At 44.5% G+C, this 14,047-nt stretch carries 13 protein-coding genes; 4 read left to right on the top strand and 9 right to left on the bottom strand.

The features are described from left to right. Positions 1–481 precede the first annotated feature (481 nt). The 3 genes from B2633_RS12075 to B2633_RS12085 all read left to right on the top strand — a co-directional run bounded on the left by B2633_RS12075 (position 482) and on the right by B2633_RS12085 (position 2,873). The gene (locus B2633_RS12075) at positions 482–1,891 is read left to right on the top strand and encodes a hypothetical protein (protein ID WP_061214943.1); all 1,410 of its coding nucleotides are present in this window, start codon (positions 482–484) and stop codon (positions 1,889–1,891) included. Between the two features lie 428 nt (positions 1,892–2,319). Next, positions 2,320–2,526, top strand: coding sequence for a hypothetical protein (locus B2633_RS12080; protein WP_061214945.1), 207 nt, complete (start codon positions 2,320–2,322; stop codon positions 2,524–2,526). Continuing rightward, positions 2,520–2,873, top strand: a complete 354-nt coding sequence (locus tag B2633_RS12085) for a type II toxin-antitoxin system PemK/MazF family toxin (RefSeq protein WP_061214946.1) — start codon at positions 2,520–2,522, stop codon at positions 2,871–2,873. Before B2633_RS12080 ends, B2633_RS12085 begins: the two co-directional genes overlap by 7 nt. Before the next feature lie 38 nt (positions 2,874–2,911). On the opposite strand, the gene B2633_RS12090 is transcribed toward B2633_RS12085, so the two are convergent. From B2633_RS12090 to B2633_RS12100, 3 genes are read right to left on the bottom strand one after another with little or no spacing between them, the layout of a single operon-like run. Further along, complete coding sequence (locus B2633_RS12090) at positions 2,912–3,076, bottom strand: hypothetical protein (RefSeq protein ID WP_483170938.1); 165 nt, start codon at positions 3,074–3,076, stop codon at positions 2,912–2,914. Further along, entirely contained in the window at positions 3,060–3,416 is a 357-nt protein-coding gene (locus B2633_RS12095) for a PadR family transcriptional regulator (RefSeq protein ID WP_276623965.1), read from the bottom strand. Before B2633_RS12095 ends, B2633_RS12090 begins: the two co-directional genes overlap by 17 nt. A gap of 45 nt (positions 3,417–3,461) precedes the next feature. Beyond that, positions 3,462–3,986: a hypothetical protein gene (locus B2633_RS12100; RefSeq protein WP_061214948.1), complete on the bottom strand. Its 525-nt coding sequence runs from the start codon at positions 3,984–3,986 to the stop codon at positions 3,462–3,464. 661 nt (positions 3,987–4,647) lie between these two features. On the opposite strand from B2633_RS12100, the gene B2633_RS12105 reads away from it, so the two are divergent. Then, positions 4,648–5,520 (top strand): DUF4367 domain-containing protein, encoded by an 873-nt coding sequence (locus tag B2633_RS12105; RefSeq protein ID WP_061214950.1) that lies wholly within the window; start codon positions 4,648–4,650, stop codon positions 5,518–5,520. Between the two features lie 129 nt (positions 5,521–5,649). Here the strand turns inward: B2633_RS12105 and B2633_RS12110 are convergent, their stop codons facing one another. The 6 genes from B2633_RS12110 to B2633_RS12135 all read right to left on the bottom strand — a co-directional run. Then, positions 5,650–6,879: a glycoside hydrolase family 3 protein gene (locus tag B2633_RS12110; protein WP_061214951.1), complete on the bottom strand. Its 1,230-nt coding sequence runs from the start codon at positions 6,877–6,879 to the stop codon at positions 5,650–5,652. A 528-nt stretch (positions 6,880–7,407) separates the two neighbouring features. Beyond that, a complete protein-coding gene (locus B2633_RS12115) occupies positions 7,408–9,264 on the bottom strand; it encodes a thioredoxin domain-containing protein (RefSeq protein ID WP_153014733.1) in 1,857 nt (618 codons plus the stop codon). 68 nt (positions 9,265–9,332) lie between these two features. Then, positions 9,333–9,506 carry a DUF255 domain-containing protein gene (locus tag B2633_RS12120; protein WP_153014734.1) on the bottom strand — a complete coding sequence of 58 codons (174 nt, stop codon included), beginning with the start codon at positions 9,504–9,506 and terminating at the stop codon, positions 9,333–9,335. A 474-nt stretch (positions 9,507–9,980) separates the two neighbouring features. Further along, entirely contained in the window at positions 9,981–12,635 is a 2,655-nt protein-coding gene (gene ppsA / locus B2633_RS12125; protein WP_483170939.1) for a phosphoenolpyruvate synthase, read from the bottom strand. A gap of 270 nt (positions 12,636–12,905) precedes the next feature. Continuing rightward, positions 12,906–13,676, bottom strand: a complete 771-nt coding sequence (locus B2633_RS12130) for an ABC transporter permease (protein ID WP_483170940.1) — start codon at positions 13,674–13,676, stop codon at positions 12,906–12,908. Then, positions 13,676–14,047, bottom strand: a 372-nt coding sequence (locus tag B2633_RS12135) for an ATP-binding cassette domain-containing protein (protein ID WP_483170942.1), incomplete at its 5' end; no start/stop codon positions are given. The genes B2633_RS12130 and B2633_RS12135, both read right to left, overlap by 1 nt.

Below are 14,047 nucleotides of genomic sequence, written 5' to 3' on the forward strand. Positions count from 1 at the left end.
GGGTCATGCCCGCATGCCGTTGCGGATTGCCCCTGCACTCTTAACTCCCAGCACCGACCCCTGACTGGGCGTCACAAGCCGGCACCAGAAGCTTCATCGATGTGCCCTTTACGGATTTTTAGGCCCGTCTTCGAAATTGTATAGGGTTGACTAGAATACTGCAACCTTTTGCCAGTTTTCTTTCAGCTTATTATTATATCAAAAGAAACACACTTCTGCCAGTAAAAGTGATTCCGGAGGGTGGATAGGCAAATGGTAAATTCATCTTGCGTTGCAAATCCAGGCTATTGGGAGCATACAAGCACAGCAGCAAGCTGCCCAATTTGAGGTGTCATAAGACTTGTGGGACCTTTCTACCAGGATAAATAACCCCGAAAAATAGGAAATATAGCTGATACTGGAATCCGTCCATTTCATTTAGTATAAAAGTAGTATAGTAATACCTGGCATCTTTTAGCTAAGTTGAGAGGTGAATCAGCATATGAAAGCAAATATGGAAAAAAGCAAGATAGCAAATAACATCCCGGCTGAACTCGAAAATAGCCTGGAAAAAATAATCCATTTTGGGGGGATATCCCGCAATTCAGCCGAACAGCTTAAACAGGGCTTGGATAGCTTTGGCCATTTGCAGCAGCAGTATGCCAACGATAAAAAGATTCGGAAGGTAAGGGAGCAGGTTAGCCCGGTATTTTTTGAGCTATATACGGCGGTGTTGAAGAAAGTTGCCGCAGAAGGCTATTCTGATCCGCTGTTGAAGATGTTTCTTTGCTTTGGCTATCTGGATGAAAGACTTTTGCTGCCTGAGCAAATCAACAGTCTTTACCAACTGGCCGAAAGTATTGATTTTGGAAGAAAGGATGCAATTTACACCATTGACAACTGGTTGGTAAACATTTATAAGCAGGATGAGGAGCCTTCGGTAAATCAATTCGGCCATGACTATAATGAAGTTTTCCGCGAAAAGAAAAAACGGGGAGAACTGAGGGATACCGATAAGCCACAATATGATAATGATGCCAGCGGCAAGCTGCAACATGAAATAGAAAACCTATTTAAGCTCGGTCAACGAATTTGTCATGGCTCCAGCGCCAGCTATTTCCCCGTGCTTTATTCCGCTATCCTGCCAAAAGATTTTACCAAAAGTCTGCTTACTCCTCAGAAAATTAGGGAAAGCGTGGAAAGGATTCTGCAAGTTGACTATTCAGTTTTTCACCGGGAAATCGTATACCACCACCCGGAGATTGGCATAAACAAGCATATCATTATGAAACAGGTCTGGCCTGATTATATTCTGGTACCAACGCCAGGTTCCCGCGGCGTAATGTGGCAGGAATTGACCGGACGGGTGAGGAACTCATCCGCGCGATTTGTCTTGCCTCTTTTCTGTAACGACAACCTGGATACCATTCTGCTGGAGATAATGGCTAATTTCCGTTGGGAATTGTCGCGCAGCACCTCCAGTTATGTCAGAACCAGCAGTGTATCAGACTCACTGATAGGGGAATACAGTGATTACATTCAGTTTTTCAAAAAGAACCGGAATCTCACTGAAGAGGCCAAAGAAAAACTCCGGCTGCAGATTGAAAAACACCGCAACAATACCCGGGAAATATTCGCAAGCGATTATAAAACCTGGATAAATTTCGAAGCCCGGGGCTTGTTGCGCCTGAATAAAGTGGCCCGGCAAATTCTCTTTCAGCACTGCCCTTTTTCCCTCTCCATCAGGGAAAGCCTGGAGAAGCATCCTCTCTATAACGCCCAGATTTCACGCATGAACAACCTCCGCAATCGTGAAATCAAGATTCTTACGGCCAATTACGCGCGGCTGACTAAGAACGGAGCTCCTCTGGATCCGGATTTAGAGCAAAATCTTTTGTATTATCAGGGATAAATTAGACGTAAGTTTTTACCGTCCTTCATATACCTTTAACTATTTTCCGCAAGTGAACTTAATATCCGAATTGCTTCCTCTAATTCCACGTCTTCACCGTTGGCGACACGAATAGCGTTCTCCATGGTCATCGGTATCCGTATAGAAGGGCTTACCCCGCCAATCCCATTCCGGCTATCCAACTGGATTTCCTTGTTCTTATCAAGCGATTGACCAGATGGCCATTTTACTATAAGCCCGCCCGGCATTAAAGCTTCGGCGCCGCATAATCCAAACGACCTATGGGTCCGAAACCCATTTGATTGCATATTGTGATAGTGCTAGTGATATAATACAATATAAATAAACCATAGTAGAAAGCGAGGTTATCTAAACTGAACAGGAATAAACAAGTTACTTTTAATCTTCCCGAGGATTTAATTGAAAGAATGACCTGGTATGTTCAGCAGAAGATTGAACCCTCTAAAAATGCAATTGTACGCAAGGGCATTGAGCTATATTTGGAAATACTAAAACAAGAAACCTTGCAGAAAACTATGGAAGAAGCAATTAACGATACTATGTTTATGAATGACCTGACCGAGAGCATGAGGGATTTCGAAGCTATTGATAGAGAAGGGGATTCTCTATGGTAAAGGAATATCAATGGAATATATTCTGGGTTAACCTTGATCCTGCCAAAGGTTCAGAACAATCCGGTACTCGTCCGGTACTGGTTGTATCTACTGAACCAGTAAACAGAGCTTTGCCAGTTGTAACAGTATTATCAATCACTTCAATGAAACCGGGTAGAAAAATATACCCGACTGAGATACGCTTGCCACAAAGAGAAAGCGGTTTAGATATGGATTCGATTGCCATGGCCCACCAGATTCGTTCAATATCCAAAGAGCGATTAGGAACTGTTTGCGGAAAAGTCAACAACCCTGAGTTAAGGGAACAAATCCATAAGACCATAATGTTATACCTTGGAATAAGTTAGTCCTCCATTGCATCTAATCCACCCAAATTATCCGCTTATTAAATATATCCTGATTCCCGCAGCTCATCCATTCCTACCAGTGGCTCCCGGCAGGTAAAATTCTCGCATATATAAGCCGGGCTGGCTCCAACTTCAGAAAACAGGTTGTCAATATAGGTAGTTATTTTCTTATTTGTGTTGATGGAATTATCGCTCTTGAACATCTTCAAGCCCCCCCTTAATCAGTATATCTAGAACTTCCTTGGCAAAGTTCCAATCTACTATGTTCTGCTGATATACTTCCTTACCTCTGGTTGTAATGCGGTAATATTTCCGCCTGCCGCCCTGGGATTCATCTCCCCAATAGGAAGCTATCAAATGATCCTGTTCCATACGACGAAAAGCAGTGTAGAGGGTTGCTTCCTTTAGTTCATATTGATGACCGCTTAAGGCGATTATCTTTTTATAGATTTCATACCCATAGCTGTCCCCCTGGCGCAGGACATTCAAGATAATGGTATCGGTATGGCCCCGAATAAGATCGTTTGAAATGGTGCTGCTCATTTTATAAAATGTGCCTCCTCAGATTCAAAGGGTATCTAATCAAAATTAAATAGAAGCTTTTAAATTACAGCCCGGATCTTCGGGAAAGATAATAGGCTTAAATGTCCTTGGCTTAAAAACGGATAATACAATCATGATAAGCATGAACAGAATCTGCAAGGAAACAAATAGCAGAACAAGCCCACCGTCAGCAAATCCGCCCAAAAAATGCGTAGCCTCTATCTTTGCAAGTACAGAGACCATTTGACTGATGCCTCCTAAGCCAGTGCACAGGATAATTAGCAGAACGAAAATCCACTTTAATAGAACCCACTTATACTTAAAAAAGCCCCAACTGGAGAAAAATCCATAGATAATTCCTTGAATTATCGTAAATATGGCTGCTGGCATGACTATTTTTTGATACAGCTTCGGCACTAATGGAGCGATAATTAAAAAGTCATTTTTGTTTAATTGGAAAAAGCACATTATAACCAAACCCAATATACACACTACTGTTCCAAACCATATGCTTACTGAAAAAATATGCAAAATGCGTATCCACCGCATACCGGCCTTGTTCAATTTCATTGTCGCATTTCCTTCCTGTTGTTTTTATAGCAAACTGTGTCGTTAGCTCTACTTTTTCTTTTTAAGTACATAATAATAAATAGTACTATGGCTGTCAAGGTAATTTATAATAATATTCTGCCCCATCACCACGCTGTAACCTTGCGCCGGAGTCCTGGGGGGAGTTGGAATAAAGATATGGACCAGGTGGGTGGTTCAAACTATGCAGAACTACTGGAATAATGACCCAGGCGTAGTCAATGATCTGATTGCCCAGAACGTGGCAATGATAGAGAACATGGAGTTCAATAATGATACTTGACGAACCCGGTAAATCCCTTGATGCGATTCATACTCACAAATTAATGATTCAGCTTGCGAGATTATCTGCCGATGAGAAGCCGTCTATTATTCTGGTAACTCATGAATTTCATCAGGACTGCCTACCGCGAGCAGTTTCCCGTCGGCTAAAAGCCTCCGGAACGAAACTCATAATGAATTACTAGCGGCACTGGCTACCCTTGGGGATAGAGAACGCAACATCATCGCCATGAGGTTTGCAGCCAATTTGAAGAATCGCGAAATAGCTAGTTTGTTGGGACTTTCCGAGAACAATGTGGGCATCATTGTTTATCGAGCCTGCGCCAATTGCGGGAGATTCTTTCAAATAAGGAGGGGAATCATGACCGAGTATAAGCAGGCCGAACTCTTTAACCAGTCAGTAAACGAGATTATGGAGGGGAAAACCCCATCCCAACCTGGAGACATTGTTGAGCAACAGCTGTTTCAACTGATAGCCAGGCTTAAAGATACAGATTTCAGCCGGGATAATCTTGCGCAGGCAAGAATGCGCAATAGACTCTTAAGCCGTTGCCGGGAAAAAGATTCTAAGGACTATAAAAAGGAGGGTATTATGAAAAAGCTATTTGAACAACACCGGACCGTTACCGTTTTTGGAAGTCTGGCCTTAATATTTATGCTGACCCTGACCCTGGTTTTTCCAGGAACTGTTACCGCGGTAGCCGATAATGTAGGTGACAATATTATCAAGATGCTCAAGCTGGGCAAGTACAGTACAGTAATACAGATGGATGATCCCGCACCGGCCGAAAAGAAGGAACTGACCGAGGAGCAAAAAGAACAGCTGCGTAAGGAAGAGGCAGCCAGTGCCAAAGAAGATGAAAATTATAAAGTTAAATACGCCAGCATCGAGGAAGCTCAAAAAATTGCCAGTTTCAAAGTACAGGCCCCGGACTATCTGCCGAATGGTTATGAATTGAAAGAAGTTGTAGGATACAAAGGTTCCGGCGATTACATCAATCTTTACTTCAAGGGAAAGGGAAGAGATATAATCATAAGGGAAAGGGTTATGAATGAACATACTCAGTTCACATACGGTACCAGCGGGCAAGTGGATGAGGTAGATATCAGCGGCGTAACCGGTGCCCTGGAAGAAAGCAATGTAATGTGGGAAAAGGACGGGGTAAGCTATTCATTGATCTGCAAAGGATTTGAACCGGAGGAAGCATTGAAAATTGCCCGGTCGATAAAATAATCTATCACAATCAATACAATCCTCTACAGATAAGGGACTGGTATGTGTAATAACGCCAGTCCCTTATCGCTGCAATAAGCTTTAGTAGAAACAGCTCTTGCCGCATCAATTGCCGGCTGACCGTCCCATTCAATCAGTTCCGCACCGGCACGTATTCCGGCTACCCATGCCGGGCTGCAGTTTACCGTTATTAATTTCCACCACACCTAGTTTTAGCTTTAGAGCTAATATTCTGGTCACGGATTTATCAATCGTAGTTTCCGGTATATCACCATTTTTGACTGCTGCCAGCATGGCTTGATAAGCACGGTTCAGATCGGACGGCATCAAAATAATATCTGTACCAGCTTGAACCGCTCTTATTACAGTATCCTCCGGACCAAAGTGATCAGTAATGGCCTTCATTTGCAGGGAATCAGTTACAACTACTCCTTCAAAGCCCAGGGTATTCCTGATTAATCCGGTAAGCACTGGAGCGGATAAAGTTGCCGGCACATAGATGGGGGTATTATCCAAGCGAGAGATAAGCATTGATGAATCGATAGCTGGAAAAGTTACATGGGCTGTCATAATAAGATCAACCCCAGCGTTTATAGCAGTCTGGAAAGGCTTTAACTCTACCTCGTCCAGACGTGAACGGTCATACGGGACCGATGGCAGCCCCAGGTGGGAATCTACAGCCGTATCGCCGTGGCCGGGGAAATGCTTGGCCGTGGCGGCTACTCCGGCATCATGAAGCCCCTGTATATAAGATACTCCTAGATCGGAAACCAGCTGAGGGTCAGATCCGAAGGAACGCACCCCGATAACCGGGTTATCAGGATTGACATTAACATCGACTACCGGAGCAAAGTTTATATTTATTCCCAGCGCGTGCAATTCTGCACCAATTGCTTGACCCACGCGATGACAGGATTCAGTTGAACCGGTGGCTCCCAGGGCCATATTCCCCGGCATTACTGTCCCGGATTGCAGGCGGTTTACTACCCCGCCCTCCTGGTCAGTACTAAGCAAAAGAGGAATCGAACCGGCCGCCCGCTGCAGTTGATCTACCAGGCGTACAGTTTGCTCAGTGTCAACCAGGTTTTCCCGGAAAAGAATCACTCCACCGATATGATGTTGCTGTATAACTTGAACAATCTCTTCATTAATTTCACATACATTTTTACCATTCCATTGTCGAAAATCAGGCATAAACATCTGCCCAACTTTTTCTTCTATACTCATCTTTTCTACTATCGCTAGTAGTTGTGCTGTAGTATTTGGGTCTGAATCCGCCCGGGCCACTCCTCCAACAATAATGCTGAAGATAGTTATAAATATAAGCAGCAACCCTGCCAGGCATCGATTAATTCGCATTTTTATACCTCCTCTTATTTCTCCCCAAAGGACAAAAAAAGCTTCAAAAGCACCAGACTTCTGTTGGCCATAAAACCAGCAACACTTCTTTGCCAGCATTTTTAAACGGAAATTAAGCATCGGAAGAAACTGCGGAGCAGTTTCAACACAGCGCTGCAACGAGGCGGGGATTAGAACCCGCCGCCCGTTTTGTTAAGAGGAGCCCGACCCCTTAAAGAAGCGGGGGACATATTTCACCTCGTTATAGATTTTTCCCTTACATCAATAACTGCCACACCATGCCTACATTTATCAATATTATAGCAATTATGGAATTAGCACTAGCAGATTTTTAGATAAAATGGGGGTAGTGTTATGCTAATTAATGGTAGTAATACAATATTACCCGGCGATATCGTTTAAGGGGAAAGCCAAAATAAAACACCTGCCTTTCAGATTTCGGAAGGTGTTTTATAAAGCAGCTATTTTAAAATAATCAGGCATCAATAGATACCCCTATCATTCTATTTCCGCTTATATCTCCGCTTATTAAATATATCCTGATTCCAGCAGCTCATCCATTCCTACCAATGGCTCCCGGCAGGTAAAATTCTCGCATATATAGGCGGTAAGCTTGCCCTCTATACCAGGCATGTGCTGCAAATAGGGAGCTCTGGAACCCAATATTTCACTAGTTTTTGATTCATTTAAAATTATCAGTCTATGGGGATCATAACGAGAATTAAGCAACTTTAACATTTCCGAAGTTGCCTGGTTTTCCGACTCAGCTGCCACTACAACCTCACTTCCCGGATATATCTGAAAGATGGCCGCCAGCAACCAGAAAGAATGGGCAGTTGGATACTCCTGAATCTCTGCTGCAAAGTAATCCATAGCCTGTTGCGCTTTTTCCTGCCAACTCAGGTCGGAACTTAGGCGGGCCAGACGCATGAAATTAAGAGCTGCTACAGCATTGTACGAGGGCATGGCTCCATCATAGCCTTCCTTGGGGCGGGCCAATAGTTGCTCCGCATCCAAACCATAAAAGAAAAAGCCTCCCTCTTTTTGATCCCCAAAATATTTATTTAGATCTTCGCTGAGTTCTAGAGCCAGGGCCAGGTAATGACTATCAAAACCAGCCTCATAGAGTTCTATCAAACCCCAGATAAAATATGCATAATCAGCTGCATAAGCCAGGTATTCGGATTCTCCTTCCCGGTAGCGAGCGAGAAGCCGGCCATCCGGCCGGCGCAAATTCTCTTTTACAAAATCAGCTGCCCGGCGGGCTGCCTGCAGATAGCTTTCATCCCCCAGGACGCGGGCTCCCATAGCTAAAGCGGCTATCATCAAACCATTCCAGCCAATCAATACTTTATCATCTTTTAAAGGCTTTATCCTTTTCTCCCGGTAATTAAACAATTTTTGCCGCGCGGCTGCAAATTCCTGGCGGGGCTCTTCAAAGTTTGGCGTTCGAGTAAGATTGGGTATATTCCTACCTTGAAAATTCCCCTTTTGACTAATATCGTAGGTCCGGGCCAAAGATTGGATTTGCTCACCCAATATCTCCGTTATTTCATCCTTATCCCATAAATAGTATCTTCCCTCTTCACCTTCGGAATCAGCATCTTCCGCAGAATAGAAGCCTCCTTCCGGGCTGCTCATATCTCGCAGGATATAGCTGAAAATATCCCGCGCTACCCCCGCATAAAATTCTTTGGTCGTTAGCTGGTAGCATTCCAGGTAGGCCATGGCTAACAACGCATTATCATAGAGCATTTTTTCAAAATGGGGAACCAGCCATTGACGATCGGTTGAGTACCGGGCAAAGCCAAAACCAATATGATCGTAAATACCTCCCCGGTACATACTTTGCAATGTTTTCTCCACCATTTCGAGGGCTTGCTCTTCATGCCTAAAATGGTAGTAGCGTAACAGGAACAACAGGTTATGGGGTATAGGGAATTTCGGAGCAGACCCAAAACCACCCCATTCCGCATCAAACGCCCGGGCATATTGCTTAAATGCCCGGTTTAAAAGCTCCTCACTTATGGGCTGGCCTGCTTGTTTTGCATCCCGCTTGATTATATGCCGGCTAATCTCTTCCCCGGCTTGCCGCAAAGATTCCCGCTCCTTATTCCAGAGTTCCACAACACGGGGAAGCAGTTCCAGCAAACCCCAGAGACTTCCCCGGCTGCTGCGGGGCAAATAAGTAGCCACATAAAAAGGCTTCTTATCCGCATCCATAATTACGGTCAGCGGCCACCCCCCGCTCCCGGTTAAAGCCTGACAGGCCATCATATAAATGTGATCAATATCCGGGCGCTCCTCCCGGTCAACCTTGATGGAGATAAAATTCTGGTTTAATAAATCAGCTACAGCCTGATCTGCAAAGGATTCATGGGCCATCACATGACACCAATGACAAGTAAATAAATTGTACCTGCAATTTCTTTAATAATTTAGCCCCAAAAGGGCTAAGAATAGCCTATGGACAAAAAGATAGGTTTGTCTTCTTTTTGGGCCTTCTGGAAGGCTTCCGGACTCCATGCATACCAATTAACTGGGTTATAGGCGTGTTGTAAGAGATAAGGGGATTTTTCTCTAATGAGTCTATTTGCTTTTCGCTGTTCTTTATCAGGTAAAGTCATATTTTCTTCACCATTCCTTATTTTTTATTTAGGGTTCCATAACTTAATTTGTTTGATTCTATAAAAAAGTTGCTTTAATTTTGATGAAACCAGCAAGATGCCTTTCCCTCACTTGCTATACATTGCCCAAAATCATGAAACCCTGACCCCATTTCCTTGCTCAAGCATGTTTAACCTACTAATAATATGCTATGTTATACTGAAATGGAAAAAGCAAATTCCTATCTAAATTCTACTTGTTTATAGCCATAGGAAGAGAATTACACTGATAACCAGTTAATGTCGCCAGCGGATATTTTTATGTCTGTGGGGTGGTGGCTTTTACTTATTCTGCTCTTACTAACTTTCATCTCCCAGGAAATATTGGGCAAAATAATCACGCCTAAAAGCAATCCTGAAAGTAACGAAGATTGACTGGTTGGAGAAGCGGGATATGCAATTTGGAGGGAGGCAACATCTTCCCTATTATACCTTTCATAGGATTTCTACATAGCCTTCTGTTCCATGTACGCGAATTCTCTGTCCGTCTTTTATCAGTTTGGTGGCATTATCCACTCCGGCCACTGCTGGTAAGCCATATTCGCGGGCAATAACTGCTCCGTGGGTATTAAGTCCGCCAACTTCGGTTACTAATCCTTTTATGGATACAAACAATGGTGTCCAGCCAGGGTCAGTAAAAGAGGTGACTAATATATCTCCGTCTTCCCAAACCGCATCTTCCATGTTTAAGATGACACGCGCCCGTCCCTCTATTACTCCGGATGAAACAGGCAGACCTGCAATAGCTTCCGCGGGGAGATTTTCTCGCTTGTACTCACCGGTAATGATTTCACCATCAGAGGTGATAACCCGCGGGGGAATTAGTTTTTCATATAATTTGTAATCGTCTTTCCTAAGGCTTATGATCTGATAATCCAGTTTATTGGTGCGTACGACTTCGCGAAGTTCTTCAAAGGTGAGATAGTATATATCTTCTTTGTCATGAATAACGCCCGCTTGAACCAGTTGTTCGGCTTCTTTCAGTAAAGCCTGCTTATAAACGAAGTAGCGATTAATCATGCCGTATTTTGGATATTCACGATAACCGATGAAATTTCGCATTAGGCTGATCATTCGTTTTGTCTCATAGGCTTTTTGTTCACCATCCGGTAATTGCTTCAATCGTTCTATTATCTCTTGTTCTTTTTTCAATGCTTCCTGACGCCCTTGCGCAAATATCCGCTGGCTGGCATTAGGGGCAAAGTTTTTGATGTTGCTGAGAATAATGGGGATAAGCGCAATTGGTTTCTCGCTCCAACGAGTTTTAGTAATATCGATTTCTCCGGCGCATCGCATTCCGTATTTGTTGAGATAAGCATAGATAGCGTCTAGGGTAACTTGCCCGCCATCAAGCTTAACCAGTTTATCCAAAAAGTTATCATCATTTACCTGTTGTAAGTAATCAATTACTTCCGGATAAGGACGAATCACATCCGCGACATTGAGTAGCGCCAGGCCCATTGCCGATGTAATATTGTTGGGTGCGGATTGAGAAAGCGTGTCGGCTACGTTTTTTTCACCCAACCACTCCTTCATTTTTTCATTGATCCATGACGAAGCATTCATAGTAGTTATAATCACACCCATATTTTGTGGGTCAAATATAATCTTCTTTAATCGCTGGATATCTTCCAGGATAAAATCAAATAAATCCGCTCCTGATTTCGTTTGGATGTTTTGTTTCAGCTCTTCTATCGAGGTCTGACTGCTCTTGACCAAATCAGCAACGATGGTCGGATTGTTTTCGAATTGGCCTAGAAAATCCCAAGACATACCTGCCTTGCTTTTAATGGAACCCTGTTCTTTCTTGCCCTTTGGCAGCGATTTTTTGAAATCGCCTCGCTCTACTATGGTCATGAGTGCGTCTTTTATGCGCGGATCGTGTTGTCCCATGGTATCTAATAAATTTTTTCTGCTGTCAGGTGAAGCCAGCATAGGGGTAACATCAACAAACAACCTTCCGCCAGCTTTAAACCGGGGGCCATAAGATGTTAACTGGAATAGCGACATTCCCAATGGTTTTATGGGGTCAGTCATCATTTGCTGGTGGCCGACAGATACATAAACGTGATTTTCTTGATCATTCGCTTCAGGGATGGGGTATAAAGTAGTGATGGGCCGGCTCTGGACAATAAATAGGGTCAGGGGACACGCCTCCCCAGGAGGAATGTCCCCTTTTGATGTATCATCAGCCAAACACCATTCGATGTCCTGGGGGCAGCCGAAATGTGCTTCGATCTTTCTTCCCAGGCCTTCAAGCTGCAAAATATGCTCATCCGTCAGCACTTGCCTGTTCTGCTGCTCAGGCGGGGTCTCCTGCTCTTTCGTACCGCCATCTTTCAAAGCATAAATAGCCAGTTTCTTGGCGGATATTTTTTTATCGATAACCTTGCCGTTACGCACTTTATAGATATCGGCATTCACCAGACCGGAGACCAGGGCCTCGCCAAGTCCGAAGCTGGCATCAATGGATAACACCTTCCTATTAGAAGTGACGGGATCGGCAGTAAACATAATTCCTGCCGCCTGCGGGAAAACCATCTTCTGAATAAGCAAAGACAGGTAGACTTTACGGTGGTCAAAGTTGTTTTGCAGGCGGTAAATTACCGCCCTCTCGGTAAACAGCGAGGCCCAGCACTTGCTGATATGCTTTAGGATTGCCTCCTTACCGATAATGTTCAAATACGTGTCCTGCTGACCGGCAAAGGATACCGTTGGTAAATCCTCTGCAGTTGCGCTGGATCGTACGGCATAGGCATTTTTTTCTCCAAGCCGGGAGAGGTGGCGGGCGATCTCTTCCCTAATGTCTTCAGGGATAGCCATTCCTTCGATAACCCTGCGAATCTCACCGCTAAGTTCACCGATTTTATCCCGGTCTTCCACCTTAAGAAGCGATAACTGATCAAGTAATTCATTAATCAATGATGTCTCTCCAATGATTCGTTTAAAGGCTTCCGCAGAAATACAAAAGCCATCCGGTACGTGTATTCCTTCAATCCTGGAAAGTTCCCCCAGGTTCGCGCCTTTGCCCCCAACAACCATGCGTTTTGTTCGGTCAATATCCTGAAAAGCAAGTATATAGGAACTCATACGTTTCCCTCCTCTATATAGCATTAACGTGCCATTGCATTATAGCAACAGTAAATGGGAACAAACAGTCTATATTTACAATTTTTTAGATGTTATAATTGAAATGGAAGAAATGAATTTTCAAAGAAAACCGGTCAATCACTTGCTGGACGTATCTTACCCGTGTTTTGTTGCCGCATACCGTAAATAATTTCCATTAGTATTCGCCCACTCTACCATCCCTTTACTTGATGTTTTTGTTAGTCACTACTATTTTAACGCCTGCAAACCTTAAGCCGCTTTCCGTTTATATGCCTGCATCGCAAACAGATATGCTGAGATCATTATACCTAAGCACCACGCAAGTGCAATCCAGATGTCATTACCCACCGGTTGATTAGACAATAACGCACGGATCGCGTCTACGATTGAGGTTACCGGTTGGTTTTCGGCAAAGGCGCGAACTACCGGCGGCATCGATGCGGTCGATACAAACGCCGAACTGATAAATGGCAGGAAGATAATCGGATAGGAAAAGGCGTATGCACCGTCTACCGATTTGGCCGACAGTCCGGCAATCGCCGCGATCCAGGTTAAGGCCAGCGTAAACAACGCCAGTATACCAGCCACGGCAAGCCATGACAATATCCCTGCCGATGGGCGGAAGCCCATAATCAGCGCTACGAGAATGATGACGACAACCGAAATCGCGTTGGATACCAGCGAGGTCAGCACATGCCCCCACAGCACGGCCGAACGCGCAATCGGCATGGAATGGAAACGCTCAAAGATGCCGCTTTGCTTATCCATAAACAGACGGAAAGCCGTATAGGCGATGCCGCTTGCAATCGCAATCAGCAGGATGCCGGGCAGCAGGTAATTCACATAGTTGTCCGTGCCGGTTTGAATGGCGCCGCCGAACACATAAACGAACAACAGCATAAATGCGATTGGCATGATGGTGACTGTGATAATGGTGTCCATACTGCGGGAAATATGGCACAGGGAACGACCAAGCATCACGCCCATATCGCCGAAAAAGTGTTTATTTGCCGATTCCATCATTTTTCCTCCTTCTTGCCAACGATTGCGAGAAATATTTCCTCCAAGCTGGGCTGTTTTTCAATGTACTCAACCTTTGCGGGCGGGAACAGCTTTTTCAGTTCCGCGAGTGTGCCGCTCGCAATAATCATACCCTTATGCAGAATGGCAATTCGATCTGCAAGCTGTTCGGCTTCCTCCAGATACTGCGTGGTCAGAAAAACCGTCGTGCCACCCCCGGCAAGCTCTCTGACAACCTTCCAAACCTCAATGCGTGCCTCGGGGTCAAGTCCGGTGGTCGGCTCATCGAGGAAAATGAGCTGCGGTTTTCCGATAAGGCTCATGGCAATGTCGAGCCTGCGCCGCATGCCGCCCGAATAGGTGGAAACCCT

Origin of the sequence: Syntrophomonas sp. UBA1041, from assembly GCF_002316705.1 — a bacterium.
Classification (GTDB): domain Bacteria; phylum Bacillota; class Syntrophomonadia; order Syntrophomonadales; family Syntrophomonadaceae; genus DTU019.

Bases quoted from the DNA above. Each gene is read 5' to 3' on its own strand.
- B2633_RS12075 (WP_061214943.1), top strand. From the start codon at position 482: ATGAAAGCAAATATGGAAAAAAGCAAGATAGCAAATAACATCCCGGCT.
- B2633_RS12080 (WP_061214945.1), top strand. From the start codon at position 2,320: ATGACCTGGTATGTTCAGCAGAAGATTGAACCCTCTAAAAATGCAATT.
- B2633_RS12085 (WP_061214946.1), top strand. From the start codon at position 2,520: ATGGTAAAGGAATATCAATGGAATATATTCTGGGTTAACCTTGATCCT.
- B2633_RS12090 (WP_483170938.1), bottom strand. From the start codon at position 3,076: ATGTTCAAGAGCGATAATTCCATCAACACAAATAAGAAAATAACTACC.
- B2633_RS12095 (WP_276623965.1), bottom strand. From the start codon at position 3,416: ATGAGCAGCACCATTTCAAACGATCTTATTCGGGGCCATACCGATACC.
- B2633_RS12100 (WP_061214948.1), bottom strand. From the start codon at position 3,986: ATGAAATTGAACAAGGCCGGTATGCGGTGGATACGCATTTTGCATATT.
- B2633_RS12105 (WP_061214950.1), top strand. From the start codon at position 4,648: ATGACCGAGTATAAGCAGGCCGAACTCTTTAACCAGTCAGTAAACGAG.
- B2633_RS12110 (WP_061214951.1), bottom strand. From the start codon at position 6,879: ATGCGAATTAATCGATGCCTGGCAGGGTTGCTGCTTATATTTATAACT.
- B2633_RS12115 (WP_153014733.1), bottom strand. From the start codon at position 9,264: ATGGCCCATGAATCCTTTGCAGATCAGGCTGTAGCTGATTTATTAAAC.
- B2633_RS12120 (WP_153014734.1), bottom strand. From the start codon at position 9,506: ATGACTTTACCTGATAAAGAACAGCGAAAAGCAAATAGACTCATTAGA.
- ppsA (WP_483170939.1), bottom strand. From the start codon at position 12,635: ATGAGTTCCTATATACTTGCTTTTCAGGATATTGACCGAACAAAACGC.
- B2633_RS12130 (WP_483170940.1), bottom strand. From the start codon at position 13,676: ATGGAATCGGCAAATAAACACTTTTTCGGCGATATGGGCGTGATGCTT.